Origin of the sequence: Nocardioides albidus (genome assembly GCF_006335005.1) — a bacterium.
Taxonomy (GTDB): domain Bacteria; phylum Actinomycetota; class Actinomycetes; order Propionibacteriales; family Nocardioidaceae; genus Nocardioides; species Nocardioides albidus.
Genome location: NZ_VDMP01000022.1, coordinates 125,160 through 140,824, shown reverse-complemented (window position 1 = coordinate 140,824; position 15,665 = coordinate 125,160). Strand labels below are relative to the sequence as shown.

Genomic DNA, 15,665 nt, shown 5'->3' with positions numbered 1-15,665 from the left:
CGCCGCGCTCGGCCATCTCGTTGCGGATCTCGCCGTAGCCGGAGTTGTCGACGACCACCACGGGCAGGGCGATGCCGAGCTCCGCGGCGGTGGCCAGCTCGGCGACGGTGAACATGACACCACCGTCCCCCAGCATCGCGACGACGGGCCGGTCGGGGTCGCCGACCTTGGCGCCGATGCCGGCCGGCAGGCCGAACCCGAGGGTGCCGAAGCCGGTCGGGAAGAGGTACGACGCCGGGGTGTGCGTCGGGAGGCCGGCGAGCGTGCCGAGATAGCAGGCCATGGCGTTGTCGGTCGCCATCACGACGTCACGGGGTACGGCGGCCGCCAGGGCCGCGACGACGTCGAGCCACTCGGCGCCCTCGGCCTGGGCGTCCTTGGCCTTGCGCTCCCGCCAGCCGGCGGCGTCCGGACGGGCCGGCTCGCCCGGGCGGAGCCCCGACAGCGCAGCCAGCAGGGCGTCGATCGCGAGCGCGGCGTCGCCGAGGACGGCGACCGACGGGGTGGCGTTGGTGAGCATGGCGACGGGGTCGACGTCGATGCGGACCAGCTTGCCGTCGACCGGCAGGGGGCCGTACCAGAGGTCGGCGGGGGCGAGCTCGGTGCCGATCGCCACGACGACGTCGGCCTCCTCGACCAGCGCCTTCACGGCCGGCAGGTGGATGCCGGCGCCGAGCGCGAGCGGGTGGTCCTCGGGCAGAACGCCCTTGCCGTTGGTGGTGGAGACGACGAGCGCGCCGAGCCGCTCGGCGAGTGCCTGCACCTGCGGGGCCGCACCCCGGGCACCGCCGCCGACGAGCAGCACCGGCGCGGCGGCGTCCGCCAGCAGGGCTGCCGCGGCGGTCACGGAGCCGTCCGGCGCGCGGAGCGGTGCGGCCGCGACCGGCGCGACCGTCACGACCTCGGCGGTCTCCTCGAGCACGTCGAGAGGGACCTCGAGGTGCACCGGACGCGGCCGGCCCGAGGTCATGATCGAGAACGCCTGGGCGACCGTCGTGGGGATCTCGGCGACGCTGGTCGGGCGCAGGCTCGCTGCCGCGACCGCGGCCATCGCCGCCTGCTGGTCCCGGGTCTCGTGGAGCAGCCCGTTGCCGGTGGCGGGGTGCCGCAGCGGCAGGCCGGGCGAGACGACGAGGACCGGGATCGAGTCGGAGTAGGCCTGTCCCACCGCGGTCGCGGCGTTGAGCAGCGCCGGGCCGCTGGTGACGATCGCGACGCCGACCCGTCCGGTCGTGCGGGCGTAGCCGTCGGCGGCGTACCCGGCGCCCTGCTCGTGCCGCGTGCTCACGTGACGCACGCCGTGGCCGGGCAGGTGCTTGTAGATCTCGAGGTTGTGGGTGCCGGGGATGCCGAAGGCGACGTCGACACCGTGCGCGGCCAGCGCGGCGACGAGGGCCTCTCCCCCGGTCATGAGCGTCATGGCGGTCAGGATCCCTTCGACGAGTCGGCGTAGACGACCTTGCCGAGCCACTGCCCGCCGTCGACGCTCAACACGTCACCGGTGATGTAGCCCGCGCGCCGCGGGTCGAGCAGGAAGGCGGCCGACTCGGCGACCTCCTCCGGCGTGGTGAACCGCGCGGCGGGCACCGAGCCGAGCACCCGCGCGCGGTCCTGCTCGGTCGGCCAGAGCGCGGCGCCGGCGCCCTCGGTCTCGGTCGGGCCGGGCGAGATGCAGTTGACGCGCACGCCGCGCGCCCCCCACTCGGACGCGAGGGTGCGGGTCATGGCGAGGATGCCGCCCTTGGCCGCGGCGCTGTGGACCGTGCCGGGGTGCCCGTGCCAGGCGTAGGAGGCGATCACGTTGAGGATCGAGCCCCCGCCCTGCGCGAGCATGTGCTGCGCGGCCGCGCGGGTCGCGTAGAACGTGCCGTTGAGGACGATGTCGACCACGGCGCGCCAGCCGCCCGGCGAGAGGTCCTCGGCCGGGCAGACGAAGTTGCCGGCCGCGTTGTTGACGAGGGCGTCGATCCGGCCGAAGTCGGCGGCCACGCCGTCCACGGCCGCGGTGACCGCGTCGGCGTCGCGGACGTCGCAGCTCGCGAAGCCCGCGCGGACGCCGTGCTTCTCGGCGAGGCGGACGGTCTCCTCGAGCGGCTCGGTGCGACGACCGAGCACGACGACGTCGCCGCCGCCCTCGGCGTACCGCACGGCGATGGCGCGGCCGATGCCCGATCCGCCGCCTGTGACCAGCGCGACCTTGCCGGCGAACTCGGTGGACTCACTCATGACTCGTCTCCTGGGATGTCGGCGTCGGTGGGGTGGGCGGCCAGAACGAGAGCGTCGACGGCGACGGCTCCCTCCGGCCCGACCCGGAGCGGGTTGATCTCGCACTCGACGAGATCGGGATCCTCGGCGAGGAGCCGCGAGACGGCGGAGACCACGGCGGCGGCCGCGTCGACGTCGACCACGGGCCGACCGCGCCAGCCGTCGAGGAGCGGGTAGGCCCGCAGCGACTCGATCATGGTCCGCGCCTCGTCCTCGCCCACCGGGGCGAGCGCGATCCGCACGTCGCGGTAGAGCTCGGCCTGGACCCCGCCCAGGCCGACCAGCGCCACGGGGCCGAAGGACTCGTCGCGGCGAGCGCCGACGATCAGCTCCACCGTGTCGCGCTGACGGTCGAGCTCCTCGAGGACGTACTCACCCTCGCCGAGGCGCTCGCGCATCGTGACGAGGGCGGCCTCCGCGGCGGCCGCGTCGGGCAGGCCGACGGCGACGCCGCCGACCTCGGTCTTGTGCTCGATCCAGCCGGCCTTGAGGACGTACGGCGCGCGCAGGGTCGCCGTCGCGGCGCGCAGGTCCTCGACCGTCCGGACCGGGGCGGCCGGCGGGTAGGTGACGCCCGCGGCGCAGACCCGGTCCCGTCCGGCCAGGTAGTCGAGCGCCTTGCCGGAGTCGGCGCTCGCCGGCGCGACGGGCCCGGGCAGGGGGCGCGCGGCGTCCTCGGCCATGGTGGTCGCGAGCTCGAGGGAGCGCGCGACCGCATCGATGGTGTGGAGGGTCGGCACCGCCTGCTGCCGCATCGAGCGCACGGCGACGGAGTCGTGGCTCATGCTGTGCACGACGACCGGCCGGCCGTGGGCGCCGACGACCCCGGCGAGCGCGCCCACGACCTCGAGCTCGCGCTCGACCAGGGCGGGCGTGTCGGCGCCGTAGCAACCGAAGTAGCCGGAGAGGACGACCGACTCGACCTCCCCGCTGCGGGCGAGGACGTCGACCACGCGGGCGTAGGTCGACAGGTCCTGCTCGCCCGCCCCGGCCAGGTCGACCGGGTTGGCGACGGCCGCGGTCGCGGGCAGGAGGTCGGCCAGGGTCCGGCGGGTGGCCTCCGAGAGGCGCGGCACCTGCAGGGCGTGGCGCGCGAAGGTGTCGGCCGCGATGGCGCCCTGGCCGCCGCTGTCGCTGACGATCGCGACCCGGCGACCGGTCGGGAGCGGTCCACCGAGCAGCAGGTGCGCGAGCTCGACCGCCTGGGCCGGGGTGTCGACGAGCGCCGCCCCGGCCGCGCGGCACGCGGCCCGCACGACGTCGGTCGCCGCGGTCAGCGCGCCGGTGTGGGACTGTGCCGCCGCCCTGCTGGCCTCGCTCGCGCCCACCGTGAGCACGACGACCGGCTTCCCGGCCTCGCGCAGCCGGGCCATGGTCGCGACGAGGCCGCGAGCGTCGGTGAAGCTCTCGAGGTAGAGCACGACCGCGCGGGTCTGCTCGTGACCGACGAGGTCCTCGAGCAGCTCGGCCGCCATCACGTCGACCTGGTTGCCGACCGACACGAACCGGGAGATGCCGAGACCCTCGTGGGCCGCGAGCCCGGCCAGCTCGAGGCCGAGCTGTCCGGACTGGGAGATCACCGCGAGCTGGCCGGGCGCGAAGGTGCCCCACGCGAGGTCGAGATCGGTCGCGGCGTCGTACAGGCCCAGACAGTTGGGCCCGACGATCCGGGCGCCGGCGGCGCGGATCCGCTCCGCGAGCCGGCGCTCCAGGCCCGGCTCGCCGTGGGCGGCGTCGATGCCGGCGGTGATGCCGAGGAAGCCCTTCGTGCCCATCGCGAGGGCGCGGTCGATCACGTCGGGGACCGTCGCCGCGGGAGCGCTGAGCACCACCAGCTCGGGGGCCTCGGTGAGCTCGTCGAGCGAGCGGACCGAGGGGGCGCCGTCGATGGTCGCGCCCTTCGCGTTGACCAGGTGGACCCGGCGTCGGCCCGCGCCACGGAGGGCGCCGCGGGCCAGCCAGTAGCCCCACTTGGCGGGGTCGGCCGAGGCTCCGACGACCGCCACCGAGCGCGGGTCGGAGAAGGAGGAGAGGCTCATCGGGCTGCGACCGCCCGGGAGATGATCAGCCGCTGGATGTCGCTGGTGCCCTCTTCGAGCTCCTCGAGCTTCGCGTCGCGGACCCACTTCTCCAGGAGGAACTCCCGGCTGTAGCCCCAGCCGCCGTGGACCGACAGGGCGGCGTTGGTGACCCAGGTGGTGTTCTCCGAGGCGGTGAGCTTGGCGACGGCCGACTCCATGGCGGTCATCTCGCCCTGGTCGTAGAGCCGCGCGGCGCGCATCGTCACCAGGTGCGAGACGTCCGTCTTGGCGGCCATGTCGGCCAGGCGGAAGGCGACGGCCTGGTGCTCGATGATCGGCTTGCCGAACTGGGTGCGCTCCTTGGCGTACGCCGTGGCCTGGTCGAGCGCGGCCCGGGAGAGGCCGGTGGCGCCGGCGCCGATGAGGATGCGCGAGGCGTCGAAGGTGCGCATCAGGCCGTAGAAGCCCTGGCCCTCCTCGCCGAGGCGGGACTCGAGCGGGACCCGCACGTCCTCGAGGAACACCTCGGCGTTGCAGATGCCACGCTGGCCCATCTTCTTCATCGGCTGGCCGATGGTGACGCCGGGCAGGTCGCGGTCGACGACGAAGGCGGTGACACCGCGCGAGCGCAGCGAGGCGTCGACGGTGGCGAACACGATGATCCACTTCGCGTAGGGCGCGTTGGAGATCCACGTCTTCTGGCCGTTGAGGACGTACTCGTCGCCCTCGCGCACGGCGCGGGTCTGCAGCGCGGCCGAGTCCGAGCCGACGCCCGGCTCGGTGACGGCGAGCGCCGTGACCGGCGGGTTGTCGCCGGTCAGCGGGGTGAGCCAGCGCTTCTTCTGCTCCTCGTTGCCCAGCGCCTCGACCGGTCCGGCGAAGAAGGCGCTGGAGGTGAGGAAGTTGCCGATGCCCACGTCGCCGTAGCAGAGCTCCTGCTGGACCAGGCACTGCGTGACGAGGTCGGTGATCCCGCCGCCGCCGTACTCGGCCGGGAGCATGTACGACGCCAGCCCGATCTGCGCGGCCTTGGCCCACAGGTCCAGGGGCGACTCGGTGTCGGCCTCGTCGACCTCGCGGGCGCGGGGGCGGATCTCGCGCTCGGCGAAGTCGCGCGCCAGCGCGACGAACTCCCGCTGCTCCTCGGTCAGTGCGATGCCGTCGCGGATGGTGTGGCTCATCGGGTTCTCCTGCTCAGAATTCTTGATTGATGCATCAGTCAAATATGGGGACAGGGGTTCGCACCCGCTCGGAGCGGGCACGGCACCCGTGGATCAGAGGCGGCCGGAGGCCAGCACGCGGCCCAGGAACTGGCGCGTGCGCTCCTCCTGCGGGTCCTCGAAGATCTGCTCGGCGCTGCCCCGCTCCAGGATCGAGCCCTGGTGCAGGAAGCAGACCTGGGAGGCGACCTCACGCGCGAAGCCCATCTCGTGGGTGGCCAGCAGCATGGTCAGCCCGTCGGCGGCGAGCTCGCGCACGATGCCCAGCACGTCCCCGACCAGCTCGGGGTCGAGAGCCGCGGTGATCTCGTCGAGGAGCAGCACCTGCGGGCTGGTGGCGAGGGCGCGCACGATGGCGACCCGCTGCTGCTGCCCGCCGGACAGGGCGTCCGGGTAGCTGCCGGCCTTGTCGCGCATGCCGACGCGCTCAAGCAGCTCGAGAGCGCGCTCCTCGGCCTCGGCGCGTCCCACTCCCCCGACCTTGGTCGGCGCGAGCGTGACGTTCTGCAGCACGCTCATGTGCGGGAACAGGTTGTAGGACTGGAACACCATCCCCACGTTGCGGCGCAGCCGGTTGACGTCGACGCCGGGTCCGGTCACGACGTCGCCGTCGACCTTGATCCGGCCGGCGCTGATCGGCTCGAGGGCGTTGATCGTGCGCAGCAGCGTCGACTTGCCGGACCCGGACGCGCCGATCAGGCAGACGACCTCGTGCTTGTTGACCTCCAGGCTGACCCCGCGCAGCACCTGGAAGGAGCCGTAGGACTTGTGGACGTCGTCGATCTCCAGGAATGCCATGTCAGGCCCTTCCGCTCTTGCGCTGCTCGCGGGCGATCATCCGGTCGACGAAGCGCGCCTGCGGGATCGTGATGATCACGAAGAGCACGGCGACGACGATGACGGGGGTGAGGTTGAAGACGTCGGAGGACTCCAGCTGCGCGCGGGTGAACGCGTCGGCCACGCCCATCACGCCGATCAGCGCGGTGTCCTTCTGCAGGCCCACGAAGTCGTTGAGCAGCGGGGGCACGATCCGGCGCACCGCCTGCGGGACGATCACCGTGCGCAGGGTCATCCCGTAGGACAGGCCGAGCGAGCGGGCCGCGGCCCACTGACTGGGGTGCAGCGACTCGATGCCCGCGCGGTAGACCTCGGCGACGTACGCCGAGTAGGTCAGCGTCAGCGCCACGATCGCCAGCCACAGCGGGGTGAGATCCTTGATGACCGGCACCTCGGCGAGCGCCAGGCCGAAGCCGACGAGGTAGAGCACGATGATGCTGGGGATCGCGCGGAAGATGTCGACGTACGCCGTCGAGAGCCACCGCAGCGGTCGGCCGGCCGGACCTCCGACGAGGCGCATGATCGCCACGACGAGACCCAGGACCAGCACCAGCACCTCGGCGCCGACGGAGACCTGGATGTTGATCCAGAATCCCTCCGCCACCGGCCGCCAGGTGGACTGGATGAACTCCCACTTCAAGAAGGTGTGGGCCACCGCGCCGTCGTTGGCGGCGACGAAGCCCAGCAGGGCGGCCATGAGGAGGACGGCGAGCGCCCAGCCCAGCGCGATGCTCGCGCGCTCCCGGCCGGCTGCGGCCTCGCTGCGGGCGGCCACCAGGTCGCCCGCGGCCAGGTGGCGGCCGCGGCTGCGCGCGCGCAGAGCGGCGGCGACCACGGGGACGACCGGCACCAGGGCGACCAGGGTGACGACCCACTCGATCGCGACCAGGGGCGCCGTGCGGTCCTCGGCGAGGCCGACCACGGCCACGATCGCGCGGTGCGCGGCGAGCGCGGCGAGCAGGGCGGCCGCGCCCGCGACGACCATGAGGCCGGTGACCCGGCCGGGCGGCGTCGGCGGGGGGCCGACCCGCAGCTCGCTGGCCTCGGCGGTCTGCACGCCCATGCTCAGTTCTCGTCCCAGCGCGCCACGGCGTTGGGGTCGCCGCCGAGCTCCGGACCGAGCCAGGTGCCGGACAGCTTGTCCAGCGTGCCGTCCTCGCGCATGTCGGCCAGGGCGCTGTCGATGGCCGCGGCGTTCTTCGAGCCGTGCGGGTAGATCGCCGCGTAGTGCTCGCCGGAGGAGTACTGGCCCTTCACCTCGAGGTCGCCGTTCGAGCCGCCCGCGAAGGCCAGCACGATCGAGGTGTCCTGGATCGCGGCGTCGATGGCGCCACTGCGGACCGCGGTGATCATCGCGTTCTGGTCGCGGAAGGTCTTCACGTCGCCGGAGGGCTTGATGGTGTCCTTGACGTACGCGACGGCCGTCGTGCCGACCAGGACGCCGAGGGTCTTCGACTGGATGTTGTCGGCGCTGATGTCGGAGTCGGCCTTGGCGAGAACGCCGATGTCGGAGTCGAAGTAGGGCTCGGAGAACTGCACGACCTCCTGGCGCTCGGGCGTGACCGAGATCTGCGCCATCGCCATGTCGTAGTCCTTGGTCTGACCGGCGACGAGGGCGTCGAAGGAGACGTTCTCGACCCGGACCTTGTCGATGCCGGCACGGTGGGCGACGTTGACCGCGAGGCAGTACTCGAAGCCACCGGCGATGGACTCGGGCGTGGTGCCCTTCCACCAGCCCGGCGAGGGCAGGTTCGTCTGCACCGTGAGCTCGCCCTTCGCGGCCGGCGCGATGTCGATGGAGCCCTTCTCGCCGTAGACCTCGCAGTCCGAGGACTCGGCACCGCTGGCCTCGGGCGCGCCGCTGCTGCAGGCGCTGAGGGCGAGCAGCGCGGGCAGCGCCGCGGCCAGGGCCAGGGAACGGGTTGAGCGCATCGAGAACTCCTAAGTTGATTGGCGCGTCAGATAAGTCTGGGGATGAGTGTGATCGCGCTCACGCGCCATGTCAAGGCGCCGGGCGCGCCGTCCCCACCGGACGCGGCCGCAACGACGAAGCGCGCCCCCGTCGATGACGAGGGCGCGCCGGGACGCGGGAGGGAGGAGTGCTCAGCCGGCCGCGGCCGGCAGGGTCAGCAGGTCGACCACGCCGTCGCAGGTGGCCCGCATCCGGTCCAGGGTCATCGACCGGGACGACATCAGGACCTGGATCGCCAGCCCGTCCACCATGCTGATGAGGGCGTTGGTCAACAGCACCGGATCGCCGTCGACGAAGCGCCCGCGCAGCTGCCCGTCGCGGATGATCGCCGCCATGCCACGGCGCCACTCGCCGTACACCTTCTCGTTGAGTTCCTGCAGGTCAGGCTCATGAATGGCCTCCACCCACAGGGAGCACCAGAGGTGCCAGGACTCGATCAGGAGGTCGTCGGCCGGCAGATAGGACGCCAGCAGCATCCGCAGCCGTTCCGAGGGGTCGTCGATGTCCTCGAGGAGGGCTGCACGGCGCGCCTCGGAGTTCTCGAAGTTCCACTCGAAGGCGGCGTGCATGAGATCGCGCTTGGTGTCGAAGTAGTAGTGGATCGTGCCGCTGCTGATCCCACTGCGCGCGGCGACGTCCGCGACGCGCATCGCCTTGAACCCCTTCTCCGCCACCACCGACCGGGTGGCGGAGAGGATCTGCTCGCGACGCTCGGCCTCGACACTCGGTCTCGCCACCACTGCCTCCTGGTCAGATCTGACGCGTCAGTCAAACATGGTGGTCGGCGGCGCACAAGCCGACAGGCTCGGGCGAGCCGCTCAGACGACGATGTTGACGAGCTTCGGCGCGCGCACGATGACCTTGCGGACCGCGCGCCCGTCGATCGCCTTGACGACCGCGGGATCGGCCAGCGCGGCGGCCTCCAGGTCGGCCTCGCTGATGTCGGGCGAGACCTCCAGGCGGCCGCGGACCTTGCCCTGGATCTGGACCACGGCGGTGACCGAGTCCTCGACCAGCAGCTCCGGGTCCACCTGCGGCCATGAGGCCCGGGCGACCGACGGCTCGTGGCCCAGCCGCTCCCACATCTCCTCGGCGGTGTACGGCGCCACCAGGGACAGCAGGATCGCCACCGTCTCGGCGGCCTCGCGGACCGCGGGGTCCTCCGGGCCGCAGCCGCTGTCGATCGCCTTGCGGGTCGCGTTGACCAGCTCCATGGTGCGCGCCACGACCACGTTGAAGCGGTACGAGTCGAGCAGATGGGCCGCCTCGTCGATCGTCTTGTGGGTGACCTTGCGCAACGCGGTGTCGCCGGTGCTCGGGTCGGTGCCCGCGGCCGAGGTCACGTCGCCGGACAGCCGCCAGGCGCGCTGCAGGAACTTCGCCGAGCCGGCCGGCGAGACGTCGGCCCAGTCGATGTTGTCCTCGGGCGGGCTGGCGAAGACCAGGGTCAACCGGACGGCGTCGACGCCGAACTCGTCGAGCTGGGCACCGAGCGCGACGCCGTTGCCGAGCGACTTGCTCATCTTGTGGCCGTTGTTGATGACCGTGCCCTGCGACAGGTACGCCGAGAAGGGCTCGTCCCAGTCGATCAGGCCCATGTCGCGCATCGCCTTGGTGAAGAAGCGTGCGTAGAGCAGGTGGAGCACGGCATGCTCGGAGCCGCCGAGGTAGAAGTCGACCGGGCCCCAGGCCTTGGCCAGCGCGGGGTCGAACGCCTGCGTGCTGTCGTGGGGCGAGAGGTAGCGGAAGAAGTACCAGGACGAGTCGACGAAGGTGTCCATGGTGTCGGTGTCGCGGGTCGCGGGACCGCCGCAGGTCGGGCAGCTGACGTTGACCCACTCGGCCGCCGCGCCCAGCGGCGAGGTGCCCTTGGGCTTGAGGTCGGCGCCGCGCAGCTCCGGCAGCTCGACGGGCAGCTGGTCCTCGGGGACCGGCACTTCGCCGTCGACCGGGCAGTGGATGATCGGGATCGGGGCGCCCCAGTAGCGCTGGCGGGACAGCAGCCAGTCGCGCAGCCGGAAGTTGACGGTGCCCTCGCCGTGGCCGTTGGCCTCGACCGCGGCGATCGCCTTCGACACCTCGGCGGCCTTGTCGTAGGGCTGCGAGCCCTCCTCGTCGGACTCCGCGTACACGGGCACGATCGGGAGGCCGAACTTCTCGGCGAACTCACGGTCGCGGTCGTCGTGGGCCGGGACCGCCATGATCGCGCCGGTGCCGTAGTCGGCCAGCACGTAGTCGGCCGCCCAGACCGGGATCTCCTCGCCGGTCAGCGGGTTGGTCGCCGTCACGCCCAGGTCGACGCCGGTCTTGGGGCGGTCCGTCGCGAGCCGGTCGATGTCGGACGACTTGCGGACCTCGGCGAGGTAGTCCTCCAGCGCCTGCGCGCGCTCGGGCGCCACCAGCTCCTGGGCCAGCTTGGCGTCGGCCGCCACGACCATGAAGGTCGCGCCGACCAGCGTGTCGGGACGCGTGGTGAAGACCGTGATCGGGTCGTGGCCCTCGACGTCGAACGACACGTGGGCGCCCTCGGAGCGGCCGATCCAGTTGCGCTGCGCGTTGACGACCTTCGGGATCCAGCTGTCCTGCAGGTCATCGAGCGAGTCGTAGAGCTCCTGCGCGTACGCCGTGGTCCTGAAGTACCACTGCGTCAGCTCCTTCTTGGTGACCTCGGCCCCGCAGCGCTCGCAGGTGCCGTCGGCCAGCACCTGCTCGTTGGCCAGCACGGTCTGGTCGTTGGGGCACCAGTTGACCGGCGAGTTCTTGCGGTAGGCCAGCCCGTGCTCGCGCAGCTTGAGGAAGAGCCACTGGGTCCACTTGTAGTACTCGGGGTCCGAGGTGTGCAGGCGGCGCGACCAGTCGAAGCTCAGGCCGTACTTCTTGAACGAGGTGAACTGGGTCTCGATGTTGGCGTAGGTGTACGTCGCCGGGTGCTCGTCGTTCTTGATCGCCGCGTTCTCCGCCGGCAGGCCGAAGGAGTCCCAGCCCATCGGGTTGAGCACCTCGAACCCGCGGAACCTCTTGTAGCGGCACAGGACGTCGTGCAGCGCCATCACCTCGGCGTGGCCCATGTGCAGGTCACCGCTGGGGTAGGGGAACATCGTCAGGCCGTAGAACTTCGGCCTGTCCCCCGCCAGCACGGCCGCGTCGTCGGCCCGGAACGGGTCCAGCGACTCCCAGATCGGCAGCCACTTCTCCTCGACCGCATGGACGTCGTAGTGGCCCCCCTGAGGGACGTCGTTCTCGCTGCTCATCTCAACTCTCTCGTCTCTGCCCTGCTCACGATGCGCGCCCCCGACCTGGCCCGGACATGAAAAAGCCCCTCGACAGGGAGGGGCCGCCGCGTCGACCGGTCAGGTCGTCGACGCGGCTAGGTAAGAAGCAGGTTCGTCCGCACGCGGTCATCCTACTCCCCCGAGCGCTCCGATGACCGCTAGCGTGCGGGCATGACTGTCACCGATCTCTTCCGAATCGACGGCAAGGTCGCCGTCGTCACCGGCGCCAGCTCCGGACTCGGCGTCGACTTCGCCAAGGCTCTGGCCGAGGCGGGCGCGGACGTCGCGCTCGGCGCGCGGCGCGCCGACCGGCTCGCCGACACGGCCGCGCTCGTCGAGGCCGCGGGCCGCCGAGCGGTCAGCGTCGCCACCGATGTCGCCGACGCCGCGTCCTGCCAGGCGCTCGTCGACGCGGCGATGGCGGAGTTCGGGCGGGTCGACATCCTGATCAACAACGCGGGCGTCGGCACCGCCGTACCCGCGACGCGGGAGACGGTCGAGCAGTTCACCCAGGTCATCGACATCAACCTCAACGGCAGCTACTGGATGGCACAGGCCTGCGGCCGGGTGATGAAGCCCGGCTCGAGCATCGTCAACATCTCCTCGATGCTCGGCATCACCACGGCAGGGCTCCCCCAGGCCGCGTACGCCGCCTCCAAGGCCGGGATCATCGGCCTGACCCGCGACCTCGCCCAGCAGTGGACGGGCCGCAAGGGCATCCGCGTCAACGCCCTGGCGCCGGGCTTCTTCGCCTCGGAGATGACCGACAACTACCCCGAGGGCTACATCGAGCAGCAGATGGGTCGAGTCCCCGCCGGCCGCAAGGGCGACCCTCGCGAGCTCGCCGCGACCGCGGTCTTCCTCGCCTCCGACGCCGCGGGCTACATCACCGGCCAGACCCTCGCCGTCGACGGCGGGATGACCATCACCTGACCCCGTCGCCCCGACCCGGCCGGAACTGACCCGCGAAACGCGTCGACCCGGCCGAATCTGACCTTCTTCAGGTCAGGTTCGGCCGGGTCGATGCGATCTTCAGGTCAGGTTCAGCCGGGTCGATGCGATCTTCAGGTCAGTTCGGGCCGGGTCAGCGGGACTTGAAGGCGACCACGACCGACGGGCGCGGGAAGGCGTCGGTGTGCGGCCAGGTGCTGGCGGGCTGCTCGAAGCTGGCCCCGTCGATCTCGCCGGGGTGCTGGACGGCGACGAAGAGCGAGCGGTCGTCGTCGGTGACGAGCGGGCCGCAGGCCTCGGCCCCCTTGGGCACGGTGCAGAACTGCTGGACCTGGCCGCGGTTCGGACCGGCGACCGGAACCCGGAAGACGCCGTCGTTGCTGCCGAGGACGTTGCCGTCGGTGGAGATCCACAGGTTGCCGGCGCTGTCGAAGCTGACGTTGTCGGGGCAGCTGATCGGGCTGACCTTGGACTTGTCGAAGCCGCCGAACCAGGTCTCCGGGGCGGACGGGTCGCCACACACGAGGAACAGGTCCCAGGTGAACGTGGTCGCGGCGTGGTCGCCGCCGCCGGGGGTCATCTCGAGGACGTAGCCGTTGCGGTTGCCGCTCGCCTTGGTCAGCGGGGCCGCGATGCTGGCGCGGACCTGCGAGCTGGCCAGCGGGTTGGCCTCGTCGACCGGCATGGCCGCGTTGCCGCGGTTGGAGTTGTTGGTGAGCGCGGCGTACACCTTGCCGTTGACCGGGTTGGGCTCGACGTCCTCGGGCCGGTCCATCTTGGTCGGAGCGACCTTGTCGGCAGCGAGGCGGGTGAACAGCAGCACGTCCTGGACGGACATGCCGTCGACGAACGACTGGGTGTCGCTCGCCAGCGGCAGCCAGGTGCCGGTGCCGTCGAAGAGGCCGTCCTCGGTGCCGTCGCCGACCAGCTTGGCGACGTACAGCGTGCCCTTGGTGAGCAGGGTCAGGTTGTGGGCGCGTGCCGCCTTGGTGCCCGAGCCGTCGTACTTCGCGGCGGAGACGAACCTGTAGAGGTAGTCGCCGCGCTCGTCGTCGCCCATGTACGCCACGGCGTGCCCGTCGGTGGAGAGGGCGATGTTGGCGCCCTCGTGCTTGAAGCGGCCGAGCATCGTGTGCTTGCGCGGCGTCGACGTCGGGTCGTAGGGGTCGACCTCCACGATCCAGCCGAAGCGGTGCGGCTCGTGGGGCTCCTTCGACAGGTCGAAGCGCGGGTCGACGGTGCCCCAGCCGCGGCCGGAGCCGGTGATGCCGTAGCGCGCGTACTGGGCGGCGTACCGCGGATCGAGGCCGGCGCCCTTGTCGAAGTACTGGTTGAAGTTCTCCTCGCCGGACAGCACCGTGCCCCACGGGGTGGTGCCGCCGGCGCAGTTGTTGAGCGTGCCGAGGACGTTCCTGCCGGCGGGGTCGGCCGTCGTCCTCACGCGCGTGTCGCCGGCGACCGGACCGGTCAGCTCGAAGACGGTGGCGTCGTGGAGGCGGCGGTTGTGCGGGGAGCGCCCCGGTCCGGTGCGCTTCCAGGAGCCGGCCGGCTTGTGCCGGCGGACCGTGACCACGGACATCCCGTGGCTCGCGATCGAGATCCGCTTGACGTCGTCGGCGGAGTACGCGCCGGTCGGGAACATCAGGTTCTCGTCGGTGTACTCGTGGTTGACCACGAGCAGGGCCTCGTCGTCGTCGAGCGGCAGCAGGCCGACGTAGTCGCAGTTGTAGCCGAACTGCTGGCGCGCGGACTCGACCGTCTGGGCGTGGGCGTCGAACTCCGGCGCCCCCTGGACGACCGGGTCGCCCCAACGGACGACCACGTCGTGGTCGAAGCCCTGCGCGGTCACGAACGCGTCGCGCCGGTTGGGCTCGACCGGCGTGAAGGCCGCCTGGCCGAGGGAGCCGTGCCCGCTCGGGGCACCGGGACGGCGCGGCGCCTGGGTCGCGGCGGCCGCGAGGCCACCCGAGTGCACGACGCCGCCGACGATGAGGGCGCCGGCGGTGAGGGTGCCGCCGCGCAGGAAGCCACGACGGCCGACGGCCCTCGCGATCTCGTCCCGCACGTGCACGTGGTCGGTCGGGTTCGGCTCGGGCTGGTCGCAGGCGTTGCCGCACCGGAAGAAGCAGGTCATGTGGGAGCGCGAACCGTGCCGGTTGCCCTCGGCCCCGGAGGCGGGAGCGAGGGCGAGCAGCGGGCGGTTCTCGGGGCGCACGGAGGTCATGGGTGCACCTGACCAGTCGTCCGTGAACCGTTCCCGGCAGGAAGGTTGCGCGCGGGTGAAGCGCGAGCGGCGCTACCTGACCGGATGATGGCTGGTGATCGAGATCCGGTTGAAGGTGTTCATCGTGATCGCGACCCAGGCGACCGCGCTGTAGGCGGCGTCGCCCAGCACCGCGCGGGCCTCGTCCTCGGCGTACCTGCGCTCGTCGGGCTCGGGGAGCCGGGTGATCGACTCGGCGAGTTGCAGCGCGGCCTGCTCGCGCTCGGAGAACAGCGCGGTCTCGGCCCAGGCGTCGAGCACGGCGATACGGCGCTCGGACTCCCCCGCCTCCAGGGCGCGGCGGTGGTGCAGGTCGAGGCAGTAGGCGCAGCCGTTGATCTGGGAGACCCGCAGGTTGACGAGCTCGACGAGCCGGCGGTCCACCCCGGCGGCCTCGGCGGCGTTCCCGACCTCGAGGGCGAGGTCGGCCGCGGCCTGGTAGGTGACCGGCTGCGCCTTGTCGAGGAAGATCGAGCGGCGCGTGGCGGGCTGCGTCATGAGGCGGGGTCGGTGATGTCGGCGAACTCGTCGTGCTTGACGACCCACTTCGCGACGTACGGGCAGTGGGCGATGATCCGCTTGCCCTGTCCGCGGACGTCGGCCAGGGCCATCGCGACCAGCTCCCCGGCCAGGCCGCGACCGCCGTACGCGTCGTCGACCTCGGTGTGCAGGAAGTCGACGTGGACGTCGTCGGGCAGCCGGTACTGCGTGAACCCGACCAGGGTCTCCCCGTCGCGGATCTCGTAGCGGTGCTTCTCCGGGACGTGGACGTAGGTGATGTCGGCGTTGTCGGGTGCCTCGCTCATGGCGTCATCCTGCCGCATCCGGGAAACGCGAGGAGGCCGCCCGTTGCCGGACGGCCTC

Annotated in this window: 13 protein-coding genes; 1 reads left to right on the top strand and 12 read right to left on the bottom strand. The window is 71.9% G+C overall.

All coding sequences use genetic code 11. From position 1 onward, the window contains the following. From FHP29_RS09370 to leuS, 9 genes are all read right to left on the bottom strand, one after another. Window positions 1–1,420, bottom strand: a 1,420-nt coding sequence (locus FHP29_RS09370) for a thiamine pyrophosphate-binding protein (RefSeq protein WP_139622683.1), incomplete at its 3' end; no start/stop codon positions are given. A gap of 5 nt (window positions 1,421–1,425) precedes the next feature. Then, window positions 1,426–2,226, bottom strand: coding sequence for an SDR family oxidoreductase (locus FHP29_RS09365; RefSeq protein WP_139622594.1), 801 nt, complete (start codon window positions 2,224–2,226; stop codon window positions 1,426–1,428). Beyond that, window positions 2,223–4,304 (bottom strand): acetate--CoA ligase family protein, encoded by a 2,082-nt coding sequence (locus FHP29_RS09360; RefSeq protein ID WP_139622593.1) that lies wholly within the window; start codon window positions 4,302–4,304, stop codon window positions 2,223–2,225. Before FHP29_RS09360 ends, FHP29_RS09365 begins: the two co-directional genes overlap by 4 nt. Next, window positions 4,301–5,467: an acyl-CoA dehydrogenase family protein gene (locus tag FHP29_RS09355; protein WP_139622592.1), complete on the bottom strand. Its 1,167-nt coding sequence runs from the start codon at window positions 5,465–5,467 to the stop codon at window positions 4,301–4,303. The genes FHP29_RS09360 and FHP29_RS09355 overlap by 4 nt, the downstream gene beginning before the upstream one ends. Before the next feature lie 93 nt (window positions 5,468–5,560). After that, on the bottom strand, window positions 5,561–6,304 hold the full coding sequence (locus tag FHP29_RS09350) for an amino acid ABC transporter ATP-binding protein (protein WP_139622591.1): 744 nt from the start codon (window positions 6,302–6,304) through the stop codon (window positions 5,561–5,563). A 1-nt stretch (window position 6,305) separates the two neighbouring features. Then, window positions 6,306–7,406, bottom strand: a complete 1,101-nt coding sequence (locus FHP29_RS09345) for an amino acid ABC transporter permease (protein WP_240044420.1) — start codon at window positions 7,404–7,406, stop codon at window positions 6,306–6,308. A gap of 2 nt (window positions 7,407–7,408) precedes the next feature. Further along, the gene (locus FHP29_RS09340; protein WP_139622590.1) at window positions 7,409–8,275 is read right to left on the bottom strand and encodes an ABC transporter substrate-binding protein; all 867 of its coding nucleotides are present in this window, start codon (window positions 8,273–8,275) and stop codon (window positions 7,409–7,411) included. 171 nt (window positions 8,276–8,446) lie between these two features. Next, window positions 8,447–9,052 carry a TetR/AcrR family transcriptional regulator gene (locus FHP29_RS09335; protein WP_139622589.1) on the bottom strand — a complete coding sequence of 202 codons (606 nt, stop codon included), beginning with the start codon at window positions 9,050–9,052 and terminating at the stop codon, window positions 8,447–8,449. Window positions 9,053–9,133: 81 nt separating this feature from the next. After that, complete coding sequence (gene leuS, locus FHP29_RS09330; RefSeq protein WP_139622588.1) at window positions 9,134–11,566, bottom strand: leucine--tRNA ligase; 2,433 nt, start codon at window positions 11,564–11,566, stop codon at window positions 9,134–9,136. Between the two features lie 192 nt (window positions 11,567–11,758). On the opposite strand from leuS, the gene FHP29_RS09325 reads away from it, so the two are divergent. Continuing rightward, complete coding sequence (locus FHP29_RS09325) at window positions 11,759–12,520, top strand: SDR family NAD(P)-dependent oxidoreductase (protein WP_139622587.1); 762 nt, start codon at window positions 11,759–11,761, stop codon at window positions 12,518–12,520. A gap of 151 nt (window positions 12,521–12,671) precedes the next feature. On the opposite strand, the gene FHP29_RS09320 is transcribed toward FHP29_RS09325, so the two are convergent. The 3 genes from FHP29_RS09320 to FHP29_RS09310 all read right to left on the bottom strand — a co-directional run bounded on the left by FHP29_RS09320 (window position 12,672) and on the right by FHP29_RS09310 (window position 15,607). Then, the gene (locus tag FHP29_RS09320) at window positions 12,672–14,762 is read right to left on the bottom strand and encodes a PhoX family protein (RefSeq protein ID WP_139622586.1); all 2,091 of its coding nucleotides are present in this window, start codon (window positions 14,760–14,762) and stop codon (window positions 12,672–12,674) included. 72 nt (window positions 14,763–14,834) lie between these two features. Further along, window positions 14,835–15,299 (bottom strand): carboxymuconolactone decarboxylase family protein, encoded by a 465-nt coding sequence (locus tag FHP29_RS09315; protein WP_139622585.1) that lies wholly within the window; start codon window positions 15,297–15,299, stop codon window positions 14,835–14,837. Next, entirely contained in the window at window positions 15,296–15,607 is a 312-nt protein-coding gene (locus FHP29_RS09310) for a GNAT family N-acetyltransferase (protein ID WP_139622584.1), read from the bottom strand. The genes FHP29_RS09315 and FHP29_RS09310 overlap by 4 nt, the downstream gene beginning before the upstream one ends. Between the last annotated feature and the right edge of the window lie 58 nt (window positions 15,608–15,665).